Origin of the sequence: Pseudomonas sp. Pseusp11 (assembly GCF_047304405.1) — a bacterium.
Taxonomy (GTDB): Bacteria; Pseudomonadota; Gammaproteobacteria; order Pseudomonadales; family Pseudomonadaceae; genus Aquipseudomonas.
Window position 1 is genome coordinate 24,709 of record NZ_JBGLZF010000033.1, and the last position, 19,953, is coordinate 44,661.

The 19,953-nt window shown below is 61.0% G+C and carries 22 protein-coding genes and 1 riboswitch; of the genes, 19 read left to right on the plus strand and 3 right to left on the minus strand.

Going from position 1 to position 19,953, the window contains the following annotated elements:
* Nucleotides 1-13 precede the first annotated feature (13 nt).
* The 5 genes from ACCC96_RS22825 (at nt 14) to ACCC96_RS22845 (ending at nt 4,656) form a co-directional block, all read left to right on the plus strand.
* Nucleotides 14-1,063: a DUF2066 domain-containing protein gene (locus ACCC96_RS22825; RefSeq protein ID WP_413696973.1), complete on the plus strand. Its 1,050-nt coding sequence runs from the start codon at nt 14-16 to the stop codon at nt 1,061-1,063.
* Between the two features lie 32 nt (nt 1,064-1,095).
* Entirely contained in the window at nt 1,096-2,169 is a 1,074-nt protein-coding gene (locus ACCC96_RS22830) for an AI-2E family transporter (RefSeq protein ID WP_413696974.1), read from the plus strand.
* A 230-nt stretch (nt 2,170-2,399) separates the two neighbouring features.
* Entirely contained in the window at nt 2,400-3,104 is a 705-nt protein-coding gene (gene hda, locus ACCC96_RS22835; RefSeq protein ID WP_007936072.1) for a DnaA regulatory inactivator Hda, read from the plus strand.
* Between the two features lie 213 nt (nt 3,105-3,317).
* The gene (locus tag ACCC96_RS22840) at nt 3,318-3,953 is read left to right on the plus strand and encodes a C40 family peptidase (protein WP_019579634.1); all 636 of its coding nucleotides are present in this window, start codon (nt 3,318-3,320) and stop codon (nt 3,951-3,953) included.
* 166 nt (nt 3,954-4,119) lie between these two features.
* Nucleotides 4,120-4,656 carry a C40 family peptidase gene (locus ACCC96_RS22845; protein WP_019579635.1) on the plus strand — a complete coding sequence of 179 codons (537 nt, stop codon included), beginning with the start codon at nt 4,120-4,122 and terminating at the stop codon, nt 4,654-4,656.
* 99 nt (nt 4,657-4,755) lie between these two features.
* Here the strand turns inward: ACCC96_RS22845 and ACCC96_RS22850 are convergent, their stop codons facing one another.
* Complete coding sequence (locus tag ACCC96_RS22850; RefSeq protein WP_413696975.1) at nt 4,756-6,069, minus strand: PQQ-dependent sugar dehydrogenase; 1,314 nt, start codon at nt 6,067-6,069, stop codon at nt 4,756-4,758.
* Nucleotides 6,070-6,137: 68 nt separating this feature from the next.
* Nucleotides 6,138-6,722: a hypothetical protein gene (locus tag ACCC96_RS22855; RefSeq protein WP_019579637.1), complete on the minus strand. Its 585-nt coding sequence runs from the start codon at nt 6,720-6,722 to the stop codon at nt 6,138-6,140.
* Between the two features lie 154 nt (nt 6,723-6,876).
* Nucleotides 6,877-7,111, plus strand: a riboswitch (cobalamin riboswitch).
* An 80-nt stretch (nt 7,112-7,191) separates the two neighbouring features.
* Here ACCC96_RS22855 and cobO point away from each other — a divergent pair.
* From cobO to ACCC96_RS22925, 14 genes are all read left to right on the plus strand, one after another.
* On the plus strand, nt 7,192-7,803 hold the full coding sequence (gene cobO / locus ACCC96_RS22860) for a cob(I)yrinic acid a,c-diamide adenosyltransferase (protein WP_007936078.1): 612 nt from the start codon (nt 7,192-7,194) through the stop codon (nt 7,801-7,803).
* A complete protein-coding gene (locus tag ACCC96_RS22865) occupies nt 7,800-9,125 on the plus strand; it encodes a cobyrinate a,c-diamide synthase (protein ID WP_413696976.1) in 1,326 nt (441 codons plus the stop codon). The genes cobO and ACCC96_RS22865 overlap by 4 nt, the downstream gene beginning before the upstream one ends.
* On the plus strand, nt 9,122-9,772 hold the full coding sequence (bluB, locus tag ACCC96_RS22870) for a 5,6-dimethylbenzimidazole synthase (protein ID WP_413696977.1): 651 nt from the start codon (nt 9,122-9,124) through the stop codon (nt 9,770-9,772). Before ACCC96_RS22865 ends, bluB begins: the two co-directional genes overlap by 4 nt.
* Nucleotides 9,769-10,677 carry an adenosylcobinamide-phosphate synthase CbiB gene (cbiB, locus tag ACCC96_RS22875; protein WP_018925130.1) on the plus strand — a complete coding sequence of 303 codons (909 nt, stop codon included), beginning with the start codon at nt 9,769-9,771 and terminating at the stop codon, nt 10,675-10,677. Before bluB ends, cbiB begins: the two co-directional genes overlap by 4 nt.
* Complete coding sequence (gene cobD, locus ACCC96_RS22880; RefSeq protein ID WP_413696978.1) at nt 10,670-11,662, plus strand: threonine-phosphate decarboxylase CobD; 993 nt, start codon at nt 10,670-10,672, stop codon at nt 11,660-11,662. Before cbiB ends, cobD begins: the two co-directional genes overlap by 8 nt.
* On the plus strand, nt 11,659-13,110 hold the full coding sequence (locus ACCC96_RS22885) for a cobyric acid synthase (protein WP_413696979.1): 1,452 nt from the start codon (nt 11,659-11,661) through the stop codon (nt 13,108-13,110). The genes cobD and ACCC96_RS22885 overlap by 4 nt, the downstream gene beginning before the upstream one ends.
* A gap of 61 nt (nt 13,111-13,171) precedes the next feature.
* Nucleotides 13,172-13,693 carry a bifunctional adenosylcobinamide kinase/adenosylcobinamide-phosphate guanylyltransferase gene (gene cobU / locus ACCC96_RS22890; RefSeq protein ID WP_413696980.1) on the plus strand — a complete coding sequence of 174 codons (522 nt, stop codon included), beginning with the start codon at nt 13,172-13,174 and terminating at the stop codon, nt 13,691-13,693.
* Entirely contained in the window at nt 13,690-14,745 is a 1,056-nt protein-coding gene (cobT, locus tag ACCC96_RS22895; RefSeq protein ID WP_019648167.1) for a nicotinate-nucleotide--dimethylbenzimidazole phosphoribosyltransferase, read from the plus strand. Before cobU ends, cobT begins: the two co-directional genes overlap by 4 nt.
* Nucleotides 14,742-15,317, plus strand: a complete 576-nt coding sequence (cobC, locus tag ACCC96_RS22900; RefSeq protein ID WP_413696981.1) for an alpha-ribazole phosphatase family protein — start codon at nt 14,742-14,744, stop codon at nt 15,315-15,317. Before cobT ends, cobC begins: the two co-directional genes overlap by 4 nt.
* Before the next feature lie 2 nt (nt 15,318-15,319).
* Nucleotides 15,320-16,051 carry an adenosylcobinamide-GDP ribazoletransferase gene (locus ACCC96_RS22905; RefSeq protein WP_413696982.1) on the plus strand — a complete coding sequence of 244 codons (732 nt, stop codon included), beginning with the start codon at nt 15,320-15,322 and terminating at the stop codon, nt 16,049-16,051.
* 64 nt (nt 16,052-16,115) lie between these two features.
* The gene (locus ACCC96_RS22910; RefSeq protein ID WP_007898923.1) at nt 16,116-16,520 is read left to right on the plus strand and encodes a MarR family winged helix-turn-helix transcriptional regulator; all 405 of its coding nucleotides are present in this window, start codon (nt 16,116-16,118) and stop codon (nt 16,518-16,520) included.
* A gap of 52 nt (nt 16,521-16,572) precedes the next feature.
* The gene (locus ACCC96_RS22915; protein ID WP_019648170.1) at nt 16,573-17,781 is read left to right on the plus strand and encodes an MFS transporter; all 1,209 of its coding nucleotides are present in this window, start codon (nt 16,573-16,575) and stop codon (nt 17,779-17,781) included.
* The gene (locus ACCC96_RS22920; RefSeq protein WP_007936107.1) at nt 17,778-17,900 is read left to right on the plus strand and encodes a hypothetical protein; all 123 of its coding nucleotides are present in this window, start codon (nt 17,778-17,780) and stop codon (nt 17,898-17,900) included. Before ACCC96_RS22915 ends, ACCC96_RS22920 begins: the two co-directional genes overlap by 4 nt.
* Before the next feature lie 71 nt (nt 17,901-17,971).
* Entirely contained in the window at nt 17,972-18,523 is a 552-nt protein-coding gene (locus tag ACCC96_RS22925; protein WP_413696983.1) for a glutathione peroxidase, read from the plus strand.
* An 89-nt stretch (nt 18,524-18,612) separates the two neighbouring features.
* Here the strand turns inward: ACCC96_RS22925 and ACCC96_RS22930 are convergent, their stop codons facing one another.
* Nucleotides 18,613-19,881 (minus strand): OmpP1/FadL family transporter, encoded by a 1,269-nt coding sequence (locus ACCC96_RS22930; RefSeq protein ID WP_019648172.1) that lies wholly within the window; start codon nt 19,879-19,881, stop codon nt 18,613-18,615.
* Nucleotides 19,882-19,953 lie beyond the last annotated feature (72 nt).

The following is a 19,953-nucleotide window of genomic DNA, read 5'->3' on the forward strand; positions in this document are numbered from 1 at the left end:
TCAGGAATCTTTCATGCGTTTTCTTAAATTCTTGTTCGTGGGCTGTTTATCCGTGGTCAGCCTGGCCAGCCATGCCGAAACCGTCAAAGGCCTCTATCAAGTGCGCCAACCGGTCACCGGCCAGACACCGGAGGAGCGCGATCAGGCGACTCAGCAGGCGCTGGAAACGCTGGTGTTGCGCTTGACCGGCGATCCCAAGGCGGCGCAAAGCCCAGGGCTTGCGGCCGTGCGCAAAGACCCTCAGCAGATCATCAGTCAGTTCGGCTACGACGCCGGGCCACCGCAAGTGCTGAAAGTCGATTTCGATCCGGCCACCACCGAGCAGGCCTTGCGTCGTGCCGGGTTGGCTGTGTGGGGGGCCAATCGGCCGTCGATCCTCGGCTGGTGGTTGAACGATTCCACCGAAGGTTCGAGCCTGGTCGGTGATGGTCAGGCCAGCGCTGCGCCCCTGCGTCGGGCGGCTCAGCACCGTGGCCTGCCGCTGCGTTTGCCGCTGGCTGACCTGAATGAACAGATCGTCGCTACGGCACCGAATCTGGAAGGCGCCGACCCTGCGCCATTGCGCAGTGCCTCCGATCGTTACAATGCCGATGCCTTGCTGGCGGTGCATGCCCGTGAAGAAGGGGGGCAATGGCAAGCCAAGTGGCGACTGTGGCTGGGCGATCAGAAAGAGGCCGGTAGCGTGCAGGGCGCCGATACCGCCGCCGTGGCCGATGCGGTGATGCTGGCGGTCAGCGAGCGTCTGGCGTCGCGTTTCGTCGCCAAGCCAGGTGCGTCGGGTGAGCAATTGTTGGAAGTGCAGGGCATGAATCTGGAGCGTTATGCGACGCTTGGGCGTTTGTTGGAGCCTTTTGGCGCGCGTCTGCAAAGTGTCGATGGCGACCGCGTGCTTTATCGCGTCAACGGCAGCGCCGATCAGCTGCGAGCTCAGTTGTCCCTGGCGCAATTGCAGGAAGTTCCGGCCAGTCAGGCGCCGGCACCTGTTCAGCCGGTGACTGCGGGTTCGGCGCCGGCCGCAGCGCCAGCGCCTGCCCCGACGCCGGAGTTGCATTTCCGTTGGTGAGTTTTTTCTTTATATAGAAGCAGGAGTGGTACATGGCCGATACGCGGCGTTGGTTCTGGCTCGGTGGGGTGGCCCTGCTTTGCGCGTTTGTTTACCTGTTGCATCCGATCCTGACGCCGTTCCTGGTGGCGCTGTTGCTGGCCTATCTGTTCGACCCGCTGGTGGATCGGCTGGAGAAGCTCGGCTTGTCCCGGACATGGGGCGTGGTGGCGGTGTTCGCGTTGTTCACGATGGTCCTCACCACGCTGTTGTTGGTGTTGGTGCCGATGCTCGCCAAGCAGCTGTTTCGCTTGTATGAACTGGCGCCGCAGATGCTCGACTGGTTGCAGCACACCGCGTTGCCGTGGGCGCAATCGAAGTTGGGTTTGTCGGAGGGCTTCTGGAAGTTCGACAAGCTCAAGGCGGCGATCAGCGAGCACATGGGCCAGACCACCGACATTGTCGGCGTGGTGCTGAGTCAGGCGACGGCTTCAGGCCTTGCGCTGATTGGCTGGTTGGCCAATCTGGTGTTGATCCCGGTGGTGAGTTTTTATCTGCTGCGCGACTGGGACCTGATGATGGCCAAGATCCGCAGCCTGCTGCCGCGTGATCGTGAAGAGCGGGTCATGTCCCTGGCCGGGGAATGCCATGAAGTGCTTGGGGCGTTCGTGCGCGGGCAGTTGCTGGTGATGCTGGCGCTGGGTGTGATCTACGCCGCTGGCTTGATGATCGTCGGGCTGGAGTTGGGGCTGTTGATCGGTCTGATTGCCGGCCTGGCGGCGATCGTGCCGTACATGGGGTTTGTCATCGGGATTGGCGCGGCGTTGATTGCCGGCCTGTTCCAGTTCGGTGGCGATCTGTATCCCATGATCGGTATCGTCGCGGTGTTCATGGTCGGCCAGGCGCTGGAAGGCATGGTTCTGACGCCGTTGCTGGTGGGCGACCGGATCGGCCTGCACCCGGTGGCGGTGATCTTTGCGATTCTGGCCGGCGGCGAGCTGTTCGGTTTTACCGGTGTGCTACTGGCATTGCCGGTGGCGGCGGTGATCATGGTCCTGGTGCGCCATGTGCATGATTTGTATAAAGATTCGGATATCTACGGTGGTGTCGACGAGTCTGAGAAGTAAGGCTTCTTGATCGCTCGTCGCGGGCAGCCTGGTTTCACACCGGGTTTGCCCGTATCCCTCGCGCGGCTGTCACATGCACCGCCAAAGAAACTGTCATAAAACCAGCATGTTAACGCAAACCTTTGATTTTGCTTGTGGTCTGTCGCATTGTGCCGTCAGCTTCACGGGTATAAACTTCGCAAACTTTACACAGAGGCCACTAACGGTTCCTTTGGAACTGTTCAGTCAGCATGAAACCGATTCAGCTGCCCCTAGGTGTGCGTCTGCGTGATGACGCCACCTTTATCAATTACTACCCAGGCGCCAATGCCGCTGCACTCGGCTATGTCGAGCGGCTGTGCGAAGCCGACGCCGGCTGGACGGAAAGCCTGATTTACCTCTGGGGCAAGCACGGGGTAGGGCGCACGCATTTGTTGCAGGCGGCTTGTCTGCGTTTCGAGCAGATGGGTGAACCGGCGGTGTATCTGCCGCTGGCCGAGTTGATGGACCGCGGCATCGAAATCCTCGACAACCTCGAACAATACGAACTGGTTTGCCTGGATGATTTGCAGGCGGTCGCCGGCAAAGCGGATTGGGAAGAGGCGTTGTTCCATCTGTTCAATCGTTTGCGTGACAGCGGTCGGCGTCTGCTGATCGCCGCCTCGACATCCCCGCGCGAACTACCGGTGAAGCTGGCGGACCTCAAGTCTCGGCTGACACTGGCACTCATCTTCCAGATGCGTCCGCTCTCTGACGAAGACAAGTTGCGTGCCTTGCAGTTGCGCGCCTCCCGTCGTGGCCTGCACCTGACTGACGAAGTCGGTCATTTTATTTTGACTCGCGGTACCCGCAGCATGAGTGCGCTTTTCGAGCTGCTTGAACGCCTCGATCAGGCCTCTCTTCAAGCTCAGCGCAAGCTGACAATCCCGTTCCTGAAAGAGACGTTGGGCTGGTAAAGGCCAGGTTTTTCGCGGGTTCCGGCATATTCCAGGCGTCAACAAATCCGCTTTCCTGCAGGGGGCAGGCTGCGCAAAGGTTCAAAATGGGCTTAAGCGCTTAGATGGAAACGAGAAACCGATAAGTCACATAAAGATCGATTGAATTTGCAAATGAGATCGATAGCGGGCATAGTCTCGGCTTCTTTACAACTATCAGCCACGGTCGTGCCCATGCTAAATCGCTTCGCACCCCTCGTGCCTCTCGCACTCGTCACCCTGTTGTTCGGTTGCGCTGCTCACTCTCCAGTGTCCCAGCAAGAGCCACAGCATCAGGTTTCAAATTCAGTTACCGCACAGTCTTCTTCCGTTCTTTTCCAGGAAGAGCTGGCAACCAATAAAGAACTGGCAGACTTCGCCGGCGGCAAGTCGTACCAGCTTCCGGTTCTGGCTGACAGCATCCTCGAGCGTGGCATGTCCCTGATCGGTACCCGTTACCGTTTCGGCGGCACCTCCGAGGCAGGCTTCGACTGCAGCGGCTTCATCGGTTATCTGTTTCGTGAAGAGGCTGGCATGAACCTGCCGCGCTCCACTCGCGAAATGATCAACGTTGACGCTCCGCTGGTGGCTCGCAGTGCCCTCAAGCCGGGTGACCTGCTGTTCTTCGCCACCAATGGCCGTCGCGGTCGTGTCAGTCACGCCGGGATCTACGTGGGTGACAACCAGTTCATCCACTCCAGCAGCCGCAAAAGCGGTGGTGTCCGGGTCGATAGCCTGGGCGACAGCTACTGGAGCAAGACCTTCATCGAAGCCAAGCGTGCACTCGCAATGGCACCGGCTGCAGCGCCTATCGTCACTGCGCGCAAATAAGCGGACAGTTTACAAGGCGAACTTAAAGTCTTACTTGAAGTTTGCCGCGTAGCCGCTAGAATCCTGATCTATTATTGATGGCAAACCGCCTGCGTTCTGCGCAGGCGGTTTTCTTTTCTGTCTTTGTGGCAGAAAAAAGCCGCAGCCAGATCAGGATGTTCTGTTTATGACGATGTCGGCCCGCCTCGCACTCATGTTCTTCGCAGCGCTGCTCAGCGCCTGCGCCAGCCGCACACCGCCACCTGCGCCGGTGGTTCGTGCACCGATTGTTTTCGGTTCTCCCCAAGCCTTTTCCCCTGCGGCAGAAGACGTGCTGTTTCGCGCGCTCGGTCTGGTGGGGACGCCTTATCGTTGGGGCGGAAACACGCCGGATTCCGGGTTCGATTGCAGCGGTTTGATTGGTTACGTCTATCGCGATGTCGCAGGCATTTCCTTGCCGCGGTCCACACGCGAGATGATCGGCATGCAGGCTCCCAACGTCGGCAAGGAAGGCCTGCAAACCGGCGACCTGATTTTCTTCGCCACCAATGGTGGTTCCCAGGTCAGCCATGCCGGGATCTATGTCGGCGAAGGGCGCTTTGTCCATGCGCCAGCCACGGGCGGCACGGTCAAGCTGGACAGCTTGTCCAAGGCTTACTGGCAGAAAGCCTACCTGAGCGCCAAGCGCGTCCTGCAGCCCGAGCACTTGGCACATAATCCATAGCGTAGGCGCCTGTTGAAAAAAGATCGCAGCCTTCGGCAGCTCCTACATTGGATGACGTACACCCTGTAGGAGCTGCCGAAGGCTGCGATCTTTTGACGTTTATTTAGCCGCGGAAACGCGCCACACCTTGTTCCCCACATCATCCGCCACCAACAAGCCGCCCTGCTGATCGATCACCACGCCCACCGGCCGCCCCATGGTTTTTCCCTCGTCGTTGAGGAAGCCGGTAAGCACATCCAGCGGCTGCCCGCTCGGTTTGCCGGCGCTGAATGGCACGAAAATCACTTTGTAGCCGCTGTGCGGTTTGCGGTTCCACGAGCCATGCTGGCCGATGAAGGCGCCTTGGGTGAACGGAGCGGGCAACTTGCTGCCTTCGGCGAACGTCAGGCCCAGCGATGCGGTATGGGGGCCCACTGCGTAGTCCGGTGCAATGGCCTTGGCGACCAGATCAGGGTTTTGTGGCTCGACGCGAACATCGACATGTTGCCCGTAATAGCTGTAAGGCCAGCCATAGAACCCGCCGTCCTTCACTGAAGTGATGTAGTCCGGCACCAGGTCGCTGCCGATTTCGTCACGCTCGTTGACTGCGGTCCACAGAGCACCGCTTTGCGGCTCCCAGGCCAGGCCGTTCGGGTTACGAATCCCCGAGGCGAAGATTCGATGGTTGCCGGTGGCGCGATCGACTTCCCAGATCGCCGCGCGGCCTTCCTCCTGATCCATGCCGTTTTCGCCGACGTTGCTGTTCGAGCCCACGGTGACGTACAGCTTGCTGCCGTCCTTGCTGGAGATGACATTTTTGGTCCAGTGGTGATTTCGCGTGCCGCCCGGCAAATCGACCACTTTGATTGGCTGTGACTTGATCGCTGTCTCGCCGTTTTCATAGTGAAAACGCAGCAAGCGGTCGGTGTCGGCGACATACAGGTCTTTGCCAACCAGGGTCATGCCGAAAGGCGAGTTGAGGTTTTCCAGGAACACCGTGCGGGTTTCGGCGACGCCATCGTGGTCCTTGTCCCGCAGCAGAGTGATGCGGTTCGGGCTGGGGACGCCGGCCCCGGCGCGACCCATGACTTTGCCCATGATCCAGCCGCGAACGCCGTTGCTGTCATCGGATTTGGACGGTGCGTTGGTTTCGGCCACCAGTACGTCGCCGTTGGGCAGCACGTAGAGCCAGCGCGGGTGTTCGAGGTTTTCGGCAAACGCTACTACTTGAGTGCCTGCGGCGGCGACGGGTTTTTTACCTTGAGGCCAGCCGATCGCCGGGGCGATGTTCACCGTCGGGATCAGGGTTTTGTTCGGTTCCGGCAGCTTGGGCGACGGTCCGGTGCCGTCCGAAACTTGCAGGCTGGAGGTTTCACCACAGGCGGCGAGCCCTCCGGCGAGCGCGATGATGAAAACGAGCTGAGGTTTGTGCATTACTGATCTTCCCTATGAATGCATTGACGTAATCATAGAGAAGCGTAAACACCCGATGGTTCAACCGGTCAGCCGCGGGCTTCCTTGAACAGTACGGCGATCCCCGGATGGTAATTGCCGGCTTCATTGCGCAACTTGCGGTAGGCGTAAGGGAAATACCAGGCCACGGCGCAGGTGTGTTCCTTTTGCAGGTCGTCGAGCATGTCCTGGAGTTCTTCCGGGGTGGCGCTGTGCTGGGCTTTTTGTGGGGCGACAAACAGGCAGCCGAGTTTCAGGTCGCTGGCGTAGCTGATGCGTTTCGCGTCGCTGGTGATGTCTGCCAGTGCCTGGGTCAGGTTCAAGCTATTGACTCGTGGCCAGCGCTGGGTGGCCTGCAGGTACGCGCGTTCTTCGCTGGTAGCGATAAACAGATCGGCGCGGGCGTTGCGTTCGCCTTCTTCGGTCTGTTTGCGCGACGGTGTTTGCTGCAGCGTGACCATTTCCGCCATCCAGGCTGCGGCAGAGAGCAGGCCGAGGTTGGCGTTTTCGTCGTACCAGTAAGGCGTATCGTTATCGCCGCGCACGGCGTTGTAGCGGTCGATACAGTCAAACCAGCGTTCCAGCACCGGGCGCAGGAATTCCAGCTTCGGATTGCTGATGATCATGCCTTGCATGTGGCTCACCCTTGTTATTGTGTTATGAGGCTGTGGCTCTTTGATATCACTGCTGGCAGTGTGGCACAAGATTGGCGTCAGATAATTGATCGGCGGCAGTTATTCGCCGGAAGGCGTCCCGTCTTTAATTGACGCTCCACCCCCAACCCTCTAACCTTCGCGGCTTGTTTCAGGTGCTCTGTGGCCTTGGTCGACAGAGTGAAACAGGGAAGCCGGTGAGTGGATTTCTTCCAGCGAAGAATGATCACGATCCCGGCGCTGCCCCCGCAACGGTAAATGAGTGAAGACTGCGCCTGATGCCACTGTGTCGATGAACGATGCGGGAAGGCGCGCAGTTGGCCCCGAGCCGCTCATGAGCCCGGAGACCGGCCTGATCCATTCAGCGGCATCACGGTGGGCGATGCCAGGCTTCTTGCCGTCTATTCTTGTGCCTGCCCGCCGTTATCCAGCCTCAACGGAGAGCTCCCCCATGACTGATACCCCTGATCGTGACGAACGCCATCTGGCGCGCATGCTGCGCAAAAAAGCCGTGATCGACGAACGCATCGCCAATTCGCCGAATGAATGCGGCCTGCTGCTGGTGCTGAGCGGCAACGGTAAAGGCAAAAGCAGTTCGGCGTTCGGCATGCTTGCGCGCTCCATGGGCCACGGCATGCAATGCGGCGTGGTGCAGTTCATCAAAGGGCGCAGCAGCACCGGCGAGGAGCTGTTCTTCCGGCGTTTCCCGGAGCAGGTGCGTTTTCATGTGATGGGCGAGGGCTTCACTTGGGAAACCCAGGACCGCCAGCGTGACATCGCCGCCGCCGAAGCTGCGTGGGCGGTGTCCCGCGAACTGTTGAGCGATCCGTCGATCGGCCTGGTGGTACTTGATGAGTTGAACATCGCCCTCAAGCACGGTTACCTCGATCTCGATCAGGTGCTCAGCGACTTGCAGGCCCGTCCGCCGATGCAGCATGTGGTGGTCACTGGCCGTGGCGCCAAACCGGAGATGATCGAACTGGCTGACACCGTCACCGAAATGGGCATGATCAAGCACGCCTTCCAGGCCGGGATCAAAGCGCAAAAAGGCGTCGAGTTGTGATTCAACCACATCATTGCCCGGCGGTACTGATTGCCGCGCCGGCTTCCGGTCAGGGCAAGACCACCGTCACCGCCGCGCTCGCCCGTTTGCATCGCAATCAGGGGCGCAAGGTGCGCGTGTTCAAATGCGGCCCGGACTTTCTCGACCCGATGATTCTCGAGCGCGCCAGCGGTGCGCCGGTTTATCAACTGGACATGTGGATGGTCGGCGAGCAGGAAAGTCGTCGGCTGTTGTGGGAAGCCGCTGGCGAAGCCGATCTGATTCTCATCGAAGGCGTCATGGGGCTGTTTGACGGTACGCCGTCCAGCGCTGACCTGGCGCGGCACTTCGGTGTGCCGGTGCTCGGCGTGATCGACGGCACCGCGATGGCGCAGACCTTTGGCGCGCTGGCGTTGGGCTTGGCGCGCTATCAGCCCGATTTGCCGTTTGCCGGCGTGTTGGCCAATCGGGTCGGCACCCTGCGTCATGCACAATTGCTCGAAGGCAGCCTGACGGAAGGCTTGCGTTGGTACGGCGCGTTGTCCCGGGAGACCGGCATCGAATTGCCGAGTCGGCACCTCGGCCTGGTACAGGCCAGCGAATTGAATGATCTCGATCTGCGCCTCGATGCAGCCGCCGCCTCGCTGGCCAGCAGTTGCGACGTGGCTTTACCGCCTGCCGTGGAATTCGCCGCGCCTGAAGTGATCGCCGCCGAACCATTGCTGGCCGGTGTGCGGATTGCCGTGGCCCGGGACGAAGCCTTCGCGTTTACCTACGGCGCGAGCCTGGATCTGCTGCGGGCGATGGGCGCCGATTTGTCTTTCTTCTCGCCGATCCGCGACCGCGAGTTGCCGGAGGCAGACAGCCTTTATCTGCCGGGCGGTTACCCTGAATTGCACCATGTGGCGTTGTCACAAAACACGCCAATGCTGACCGCCATTCGCGATCACCACGCAGCGGGCAAACCGTTGCTGGCCGAGTGTGGCGGCATGTTGTACCTGCTGGATTCGTTGACCGACGTCGAGGGTACTCGCGCTGAACTGGTTGGCTTGCTGGCCGGTGATGCGGTGATGCAGAAGCGTTTGGCGGCGTTGGCCTTGCAGGCGGTGGAACTGCCTGAAGGTTTGTTGCGTGGACACACTTATCACCACTCGCTGACCAGCACCGAGCTTGAGCCGATTGCGCGTGGCCTGAGCCCCAATGGCGGGCGAGGGGCAGAGGCGGTTTATCGTGAGGGGCGGATGACGGCCTCTTATGTGCACTTTTATTTTCCGTCCAATCCGGCGGCGATTGCTGCGTTGTTGGCGCCCGATCGTGAACCCGCCATCGCGAGCAGGCCATGACGGACAACGCCTTTTCCGAAGCTGAGCGCGATGCGGTCTACCGAGCCATCGGCGAACGCCGTGACATGCGCCACTTCAGTGGCGGCACGGTCGAGCCCGAGTTACTGAGGCGCCTGCTCGAAGCCGCGCACCAGGCGCCGAGCGTCGGCCTGATGCAGCCCTGGCGGTTCATCCGCATCAGCGACCGGGCGCTGCGCGGCAAGATCCAGCAACTGGTGGAGGAAGAACGCGTCCGCACCGCCGAAGCCCTCGGCGAGCGCTCCGACGAATTCATGAAGCTCAAGGTCGAAGGCATCCAAGACTGCGCCGAAGTGCTGGTCGCTGCGCTGATGGACGATCGCGAACGGCATATCTTCGGCCGTCGTACGTTGCCGGAAATGGACATGGCCTCGCTGTCCTGTGCCATCCAGAACCTGTGGCTGGCGTCCCGCGCCGAAGGCCTGGGCATGGGCTGGGTGTCGCTGTTCGAGCCGCAAGCCTTGGCGAAACTGTTGGGTTTACCGACCGGGGCCAAGCCTTTGGCCGTTCTTTGCCTGGGGCCGGTCAAGGAATTCTATCCAGCGCCGATGCTGGTACTCGAAGGCTGGGCGCAGGCGCGTCCGCTCAACGAGTTGCTGTATGAAAATTATTGGGGAGTGAGTCAATGAGTGTGGCGTTGTTGAGTGTCGCCGCGGTCGCGTTGGATGCGCTGCTGGGTGAACCCAAGCGCTGGCATCCGCTGGTGGCGTTCGGTCGTTTTGCCGATCGCATCGAACAACGTTTCAACTCCGCTGGCCGCGGCTGGCGCAGTCACGGGGTGACGGCCTGGGTGATGGCGGTCGTGCCGCTGACCTTGCTGGTCACCGCGCTGTCCTGGGCACCTTATGTTGGCTGGATCGTCGAGATTCTTGCGCTCTATTGCGCGCTTGGCATGCGCAGCCTCGGCGAGCATGTCGAGCCGGTGGCCAAGGCCCTGCGCAGCGATGATCTGGTTGAGGCGCGCACACGTGTCGGTTATCTGGTCAGCCGCCAGACCAGCGAGCTGGACAAAACCGAAGTCGCCCGCGCCGCCACCGAATCGGTTTTGGAGAACGGCAGCGATGCAGTGTTCGCCGCGCTGTTCTGGTTTGCCGTGGCGGGTGCGCCCGGTGTGGTGCTCTATCGTCTGAGCAACACCCTGGATGCGATGTGGGGTTATCGCAACGAGCGCTTCGAGCGTTTCGGCTGGGCTGCCGCAAAGATCGACGATGTCCTGAACTACATTCCTGCACGCCTGGTGGCGTTGACCTACGCGCTGCTGGGTAAAACCCGGCTGGCGCTGAAATGCTGGCGCACCCAGGGGCCGACCTGGGACAGCCCGAATGCCGGGCCGGTGATGGCGGCTGGTGCCGGTGCGTTGGGTGTCGAGTTGGGCGGGGCGGCGATTTATCACGGCGAACTGCATCAGCGTCCGCAGTTGGGCGAAGGCGTGCCGGCGGATGCCGATTCCATCGACCGTGGCTGGCAATTGGTCCAGCGCGGGGTATGGTTATGGCTGCTGATTCTCTGCGTGGGGGCTGAATTCTATGCTTGAACACGGTGGCCGGTTGCGCAAGGCAGCACTTGAATACGGTATCGCCGAAGCCGATTGGCTCGACCTGTCCAGTGGTCTTGCGCCCTGGCCATTCCCGGTTCCGGATATCCCGCTACGGGCCTGGGCACGCCTGCCGGAAACCGATGACGGTCTGGAGCAAGCCGCCTGCGACTATTACGGTGCGGCCCAGGTGTTGCCCGTGGCCGGTTCGCAAATGGCGATTCAGTTGCTGCCGCGTTTGCGCCGGGCCGGCAAGGTCGGTGTGCTGTCGCCGTGTTACGCCGAGCACGCCGAAGCCTGGCGTCGCAACGGTTATGTCGTGCGTGAAGTCCTGGAGTCGGAAGTCGATTTCTTTCTCGACAACCTTGATGTGCTGGTGGTGGTCAATCCGAACAATCCCACGGGTCTGAGCCTGACCCCGGCCCGCCTGCTGGATTGGCATGCGCGGCTGGCCCAGCGCGGTGGCTGGCTGGTGGTGGACGAGGCGTTCATGGACAACACACCGCATTTGAGTCTGGCGCCGTTCACCAACCAGATCGGCTTGATCGTGCTGCGTTCCTTCGGTAAGTTTTTCGGCCTGGCCGGTGTGCGGTTGGGGTTTGTGCTGGCCGAGCGCAAGTTGCTCAAACTGCTGGCCGAGCAAGTCGGGCCCTGGGCGGTCAGTGGGCCGACCCGCGTATTGGGCCAGGCTTGCCTGACGGATACGGACGGGCACACCCGACAGCGCATTCGCACTGACGAAGCCGGCGAGCGTCTGGCGCTGCTGCTTGAACAGTATGGTTTCAAGCCTCAGGGCGGTTGCGCGTTGTTCCAGTGGCTGATCACCGATCGCGCCGAAGCGCTGCATGAATTCATGGCCCGGCGCGGCATTCTGCTGCGGTTGTTCACCCACAACAGCAGCCTGCGCTTTGGTTTGCCGGCCGATGAAACGGACTGGTCGCGCCTCGAACAAGCCCTGCAAACCTATGCCAAGGAAAACCCATGACAACGTTGATGGTGCAAGGCACCACATCTGACGCCGGTAAAAGCACACTGGTGACGGCGTTGTGTCGTTGGGTCACGCGCCAAGGCGTGAGCGTGGTGCCGTTCAAACCGCAGAACATGGCCCTCAACAGTGCGGTGACCGCCGACGGTGGCGAGATCGGTCGCGCTCAGGCGGTGCAGGCGCAAGCCGCCAACCTCGAACCGCACACCGACATGAACCCGGTGCTGCTCAAACCCAACAGCGACACCGGTGCCCAGGTGATCATTCATGGTCGCGCCGTCACCACCATGAATGCTGTGGCGTATCACGACTACAAAGCCATCGCCATGCAGGCGGTGCTGGCCTCCCATGAACGGCTGAGCGCGGCGTATCCGCTGGTGATGGTTGAAGGGGCGGGCTCGCCGGCCGAGATCAACCTGCGCGCCGGCGACATCGCCAACATGGGGTTTGCCGAGGCGGTGGACTGCCCGGTGGTGCTGATTGCCGACATCAATCGCGGCGGGGTTTTCGCGCATTTGGTCGGTACGCTGGAGCTGCTGTCGCCGAGCGAACAGGCGCGGGTCAAAGGCTTCATCATCAACCGCTTTCGCGGCGACATCGCCTTGCTGCAACCGGGGCTGGACTGGCTGGAGGCGCGCACCGGCAAACCGGTGATCGGCGTGTTGCCTTATGTGATGGACCTGCACCTGGAGGCCGAGGACGGCCTCGATCAACGTCAAACCGATAAGGTCGAGCAAGTGCTCAACGTGGTGGTGCCGGTACTGCCGCGCATCAGCAACCACACCGATTTCGATCCACTGCGCCTGCATCCGCAAGTGGACCTGCAATTCATCGGCCCCGGCCAGGCGATTCCATCGGCCGACCTGATAATTCTCCCTGGCTCGAAAAGCGTGCGCAGCGACCTCGCGTACCTGCGGAGCAATGGCTGGGACTCGGCGATCGCACGGCACTTGCGCTACGGCGGCAAAGTGCTGGGAATCTGCGGTGGTCTGCAAATGCTCGGCGAGCAGGTGCATGACCCGCTGGGCCTCGAAGGCGCGCCGGGTTCCAGTGCCGGTTTGGGTTTGCTGGCGTTCGAAACGCAGCTCGAAGAAGAGAAGCAGCTGCGCAACGTACGTGGGCGTCTGGCGCTGGAAGATGCGCAGGTCAGCGGCTATGAAATTCATGCCGGCGTGACCACCGGACCGGCGCTGGAAAATGCCGCTGTGCAGCTGGACGATGGTCGCTGCGATGGTGCGCAAAGTGCCGATGGGCAGATTTTCGGTACGTACCTGCATGGCCTGTTCGAGTCACCGGCGGCGTGCAGTGCGCTGTTGCGCTGGGCTGGTTTGCAGGAGGTGCAGGAGGTGGATTACCACGGGTTGCGCGAGCGCGATATCGAGCGGTTGGCGGATCTGGTGGAGATGCATCTGGATACCGGGTTGCTGCGGGAACTCTGTGGGTTTTGAGGTGGCTGCACTGGCCCGCGAAGAGGCCCGTCGTTACATCGAAGATTTTAAGGAATGAACCATGCTGCAACTGATCCTCGGCGGCGCCCGTTCCGGTAAAAGTCGCCTGGCTGAAAAATTGGCGACAGACACTCAGCTCCACGTCACTTACATCGCCACCAGCCAACCCCTGGACGGTGAAATGAACGAGCGGGTGGCCCATCACCGTGCCCGTCGTCCGGCCGAATGGGCGTTGATCGAGGAACCGCTGGAGCTGGCTCGCGTACTGCGCGAAAGCGCCGGCGTCGACCGCTGCCTGCTGGTGGATTGCCTGACGCTGTGGCTGACCAATCTGCTGATGCTCGACGACGCCGAGCGCCTGTCGGCCGAGCGCGAAGCCCTGCTGGACTGCCTGGCGTCGTTGCCGGGTGAAATCATTTTTGTCAGCAACGAGACCGGAATGGGTGTCGTGCCGCTGGGCGAATTGACTCGCCGCTATGTCGATGAAGCCGGTTGGCTGCATCAAGCCTTGGCCGAGCGCTGCCAACGTGTCGTCCTGACCGTCGCCGGCCTGCCCCTGACTTTGAAAGGAACTGCGTTATGACTCACACCTGGTGGCTGAACCCGTGCAAGCCAATCGATACGCAAGTGGTCGAACAGGCGCAGGCACGTCAGCAGCAATTGACCAAGCCCGCCGGTTCCCTCGGCCAGCTCGAAGCGGTGGCGGTGCAACTGGCCGGGTTGCAGGGGCAGGTCAAGCCGACCCTCGATCAGCTGTGGATCGCGATTTTTGCCGGTGACCATGGCGTGGTCGCCGAAGGGGTGTCGGCGTTTCCGCAGGAAGTCACCGGGCAGATGCTGCACAACTTCGTCAGCGGCGGCGCGGCGATCAGCGTGTTGGCGCGGCAGTTGGGGGCGTCCCTTGAAGTGGTCGACCTCGGCACCGTTACGCCGTCGTTGAATCTGCCGGGTGTGCGTCACCTGAACATCGGCCCGGGCACGGCGAATTTCGTCCAAGGCCCGGCGATGACTCAGGCCCAGGGCGAACTCGCCTTGCAGGCTGGTCGCGACAGTGTGCAGCGCGCCATTGCAGCAGGCGCGCAGTTGTTCATCGGCGGCGAAATGGGCATCGGCAACACCACGGCGGCCAGCGCCTTGGCTTGTGCTTTGCTCGATTGCCCGGTGGTGCACCTGGCCGGGCCGGGCACCGGCCTGAACGCTGCAGGTGTCAGCCATAAAGCCCAGGTCATCGAACGCGCCTTGGCGTTGCATGGCGCTCAACGTGGCGATGCGCTGCAAACCTTGTTCAACCTCGGCGGTTTCGAAATCGCTGCGCTGGTTGGCGCGTACCTGGCTTGTGCTCAGGAAGGTGTCGCGGTGTTGGTCGACGGGTTTATTTGCAGCGTCGCCGCGCTGGTGGCGGTGCGTCTGAATCCGGCCTGTCGTGAGTGGTTGCTGTTCGGTCATCGTGGTGCCGAGCCAGGTCATCGCCATGTGCTGGAAACCCTGAACGCCGAACCGTTGCTGGACCTCGGTCTGCGGTTGGGCGAGGGCAGTGGTGCGGCGTTGGCCGTGCCATTGCTGCGCCTGGCCTGCGACCTGCACGGGCAGATGGCAACATTCGCCGAAGCCGCAGTGGCGGATCGCCCGGCATGACCTTGCACCTGGACCTGTTGCGTCATGGCGAAACCGAGCTCGGCGGCGGCCTGCGCGGCAGTCTCGACGACGCGCTGACCGGCAAGGGCTGGGAGCAGATGCGCGCTGCGGTGGTTGAGCAGGGCCCTTGGGATCGCTTGGTCAGCTCGCCGTTGCAGCGTTGTGCACGCTTTGCCGAAGAACTTGGAGTGCAGCTGGGGCTGCCGGTGCAGCTGGAAAAGGATCTGCAAGAACTGCACTTCGGCGCCTGGGAAGGGCAGAGCGCTGCGGCGCTGATGGAGACCAGTGCCGAGGCATTGGGCTTGTTCTGGGCCGATCCCTATTCGTTCACGCCGCCTGATGGTGAGCCGGTTGCCGACTTTTCGACTCGGGTGTTGGCGGCCATTGAGCGGTTGCACGCGGCCTATGCGGGTGAGCGGGTCCTGCTGATCAGCCATGGCGGTGTCATGCGATTGTTGCTGGCGCAAGCGCGCGGATTGCCGCGTGAGCAATTGCTCAACGTTGAGGTCGGCCATGGCGCGTTGTTCTCGTTGACGGTTGAATCCGGCGCCTTGTTAAGGGAAGCGATCTGATCATGTTGCCGTTCTGGATCGCCCTGCAATTTCTCAGCAGCCTGCCGATTCGCCTGCCGGGCATGCCAACGCCCGAGGAATTGGGCCGGTCGCTGCTGTTTTATCCGCTGGTCGGCGTGCTGTTCGGTGCCATTCTGTGGGCTTTGAACGGGCTGTTGCAGGGCGCGCCATTGTTGCTTCACGCGGCGTTGCTGCTGACCGTGTGGGTGTTGCTCAGTGGCGCATTGCACCTGGATGGCCTGGCTGATAGCGCCGATGCGTGGCTCGGCGGTTATGGCGACCGTGAGCGCACTCTCACGATCATGAAAGACCCGCGCAGCGGGCCGATCGCGGTGGTGACGCTGGTGCTGGTGTTGCTGCTCAAGTTCGCCGCGTTGCTGGCGTTGATCGAGCAGCAGCACAGTGTAGTGCTGATCATCGTTCCACTGATTGCTCGTAGCGCGCTGTTGGGGTTATTCCTGACCACACCTTACGTGCGTCGTGGTGGATTGGGGCAGGCGCTGGCCGATCATCTGCCGCGTTTGGCCGGGAAACAGGTGTTGGTGATCAGTGCGGTGGCCTGTGTGTTGATCGCGGGCCTCAGCGGTGTGTGGGCGCTTGCGCTGGCCGCTGTGGTGTTTGTCTGGTTGCGGCAAGTCATGATGCGGCGATTGGGCGGGACGACTGGCGACACTGCCGGGGCGTTGCTGGAATTGCTGGAAGTGGCGCTGCTGGTGGGGTTGGCGCTGCTCTGAGTCCCCGTCGAGAAAATGTGTCGAAATATTTGCTTTCATTTAACCGCGGGTATATACACGCACCATGCTTCCTTCTCAATGTTTGTGCACTAACCTGCGTCGCGCCGCTCGTGGCGTCAGCAGGCATTACGACGGCGCGCTCGACGGCTTCGGGATCAACGTTGCCCAGTATTCTCTGCTGTGCAACCTGCAGCGTCTGGATCAGCCGAGCATCTCGACACTGGCCGAGGCCATGGGCCTGGATCGCAGCACCCTGGGGCGCAATCTACGGGTGCTGGAAGGTGAAGGTCTGGTGACGCTGGTCGAGGGCGAAGACATGCGCAATCGCATCGTCCTGCTCACCGAGACAGGGCGCGAACGTCTGGCAGCTGCCTTGCCGGCCTGGGAAGCGGCGCAGCAGCGGTTGATCGACCGCCTGGGTGCCGAGAAGCGTGAAACCTTGCTGAAACTGCTGGACGAACTGGCTTGAGGCCAGTTTGTTCGATCTTAAGCGGGTATATACCCGCTACCGGAGAACAAGAATGACATCGATGTGGCGTACGTGCGGTTGGGTGCTGTTGGGCAGTGCGCTGATTCTGGCGTTGTCCCTTGGGGTGCGACACGGCTTCGGGTTGTTTCTGGCGCCGATGAGTGCCGAATTCGGCTGGGGCCGCGAAGTGTTTGCCTTCGCCATTGCCCTGCAGAACCTGATCTGGGGCCTGGCGCAGCCATTCACTGGCGCATTGGCCGACCGCTTTGGCGCCGCAAAGGTGGTGTTGATCGGTGGTGTTCTGTACGCCCTGGGTCTGGTGTTCATGGGGTTGTCCGATTCGGCGGTGACCTTGTCCTTGAGCGCCGGGTTGTTGATCGGTATCGGTCTGTCCGGCACCTCGTTCTCGGTGATTCTCGGCGTGGTCGGCCGTGCCGTACCACCGGAAAAACGCAGCATGGGCATGGGGATCGCCAGTGCTGCCGGTTCCTTCGGTCAATTCGCCATGTTGCCTGGCACGCTGGGGCTGATCGGCTGGCTGGGCTGGTCTGCGGCATTGCTGGTGCTGGGCCTGCTGGTGGCGCTGATCGTGCCGCTGGTGAGCATGCTTAAAGACAAGCCGTTGCCGGTGCTCGGGCATGAGCAAACCCTCTCTGAAGCGCTACACGAAGCCTGCTCCCATTCAGGGTTCTGGTTGTTGGCGTTCGGCTTTTTTGTCTGCGGTTTTCAAGTGGTGTTCATCGGTGTGCACTTGCCGGCGTATCTGGTGGATCAACACCTGCCAGCCTCCGTCGGCACCACGGTGCTGGCGCTGATCGGGCTGTTCAATATCTTCGGTACTTACACGGCGGGCTGGCTTGGCGGGCGGATGTCCAAGCCGCGCTTGCTCACCGGTCTGTATCTGTTGCGGGCGGTGGTGATTGCACTGTTCCTCTGGGCACCCGTCACTCAGGTCACGGCCTATTTGTTCGGCATGGCCATGGGTTTCCTCTGGCTGTCGACGGTGCCCTTGACCAACGGCACGGTGGCAACCTTGTTTGGTGTCCGAAATCTGTCCATGCTGGGTGGGATTGTTTTCCTGTTCCATCAGCTGGGCTCGTTCCTCGGCGGCTGGTTGGGCGGGGTGGTGTATGACCGAACCGGGAGCTACGACTTGATCTGGCAGGTGGCGATTCTCTTGAGTCTGATGGCCGCAGCCTTGAACTGGCCAGTGCGCGAGCAGCCGGTGGCGCGCCTGCAAACCCAGGTGAGTGCCGCATGAACAGTCTTTGGCCGCGGATGGCAGCCATCGCCGTCGGCGTATTGCTGCTGGCCCTGGTTTGGTGGGGCTGGCATCAGGGTGGGCTGGCATTGATGCAGCTGGGCATGGGGGCTTGCTAGCGAGCTGCTTGCTAGCGAGCGGCGAAGGCGAGTAGTTTCGCGTTCTGACGATTGCTCAAGGATGCACCGACATGCCGATGCGCTGGCTTGCAGTTCCTGCGTTGCTGATGGTTTTTTCCGGGCTGGTTCAGGCAGCGGAATGCCCGGAGCTGTTGCAAGGCTCATTGCCGAAGCTGCGCGCCAAGGAGTCCATCGATCTGTGCCAGCGCTTCGCCGGCAAGCCGTTGGTGGTGGTCAATACTGCGAGTTTCTGTGGCTTCGCCCCGCAGTTCAAAGGCCTTGAGGCGCTGTATCAGCGTTACAAGGATCAAGGGCTTGAAGTGGTCGGTGTTCCGTCCAATGACTTCAGGCAAGAGTCCAAGGATGGCGCAGAGACTGCCAAGGTCTGTTACGTGAATTACGGCGTGACCTTCACCATGACCGAACCGCAGAAAGTCCGCGGCGATGATGTCACGCATTTGTTCAAGGTCCTTGCCGAGCAAAGCAGTTCGCCGAAGTGGAATTTCTACAAATACGTGGTCGATCGCCAAGGCAACGTGATCGCCAATTTTTCCAGCCTGACCAAGCCCGACAATCCCGAGTTCATTGAGGCGGTGGAGAAAGCCCTGGCCTCGAAACCCTGATCGACGCGCACTAAAAAGCCCCGCCTCTGTACAAGAGTGCGGGGCTTTTTCAATTCAGGCGGCGAGGGGTTCAGGTTCGCCGTGAATGATCAGAAACGGTAGGTCGCGCCTACACCGAAACCGTTCGCCCAGTTTTCATACTTGGCGTTGTAGCTCTGGCGGCCGTTGCTGTTGTTGACCTTGACCGACTCTTCGCGCAGGTACGAGTACGCTACGTCGATGGTCAGGTCGTCGGTTGGACTCCAGCCCGCGCCCAGGCTGAAAATCTTGCGATCGCCAGTCGGAATGCGCGGGGAGCGGTTTTCGTTGTTGGTTGGTGCCTGGTCGACGGACAGACCGGTACGCAGAACCCATTGTTTGTTCAGCTGGTACGAAGCACCGATGGCGTGAGCCCAGGTGTCATGCCAGTTCTGTTCTTCGGTGATGGTACCAAAACGGCCGTTCAGGGCAGCAGGAACGCCACTGTTCTCAACGGAGATTTCTTTCAGGCGGCTCCAGCGAGTCCAAGTGCTGCCCGCGTAGAGGGTCCACTTGTCATCCAGTTGATGAGTGAGCGAGATATCAACCGATTCAGGAGTCGTTATGTCCAGGGATGCATCGTACTTCTGGTTAGGGTTCTGACCCAGAGCCCCGAGGAGGCTGTAGTTGACCTTGGTGTCACCTTCGAGCTTGTACTTCACTTTCGAGTGATAGGTCAGGCCAACGCGAGTGCTGTCGGTCGCTTGTACCAAGATGCCGATGTTGTACCCCAGCGCGGTGTCGTCACCCTTGATCTTGACGTTACCGTCCGCTGCGCGCGGGTTTAGCGACAGGTTCGATTCCAGGGTGCCGTCAATGCGGTTGATGGTCGGACCGAAACCGATCGACACCTTGTCGTTGAAGGCATAGCTGATGGTTGGCTGGAGAGTCACGATTTTGACTTCGCTTTTACTGCCGAAGTAACGGCCGGCGAAGCCGTTCTCGTAGTCGGTCACCAGACCGAATGGAGCATAGACGCCGAAACCGACTGCCCACTGGTCATCGAGTGGCTTTACGTAGTAGCCCATGGGCACGCCCATGAAAGGGACCATGTCACCTTTGTTGGTACCACCATTCGGGCGGGAGCTGGCATCACTGATGTCAGCGTGCGCGTCGATAAATGCAACACCGCCGGTCACTTGTTCGCGCTTGAGGCGAGACATGCCGGCAGGGTTACCAAAAACAGTGGATGCGTCGTCGGCAGAAGAAGATCGCCCGGCAAAACCTGTCCCCATCCCGCTGATGCTTTGTTCGTTGAGGGCAAAGCCACTGGCGAAGATCTGGGTGGATGCCAAGGCAACGGCGAGGCTAAGGGTGGTTTTGAGCATTACTTTTTTCATTATTAGAACTCCTGGTGATCACCGGAGCGAAAATTACCAACATTTTCGTCCGGGCGCCATAGCCCGTATCGC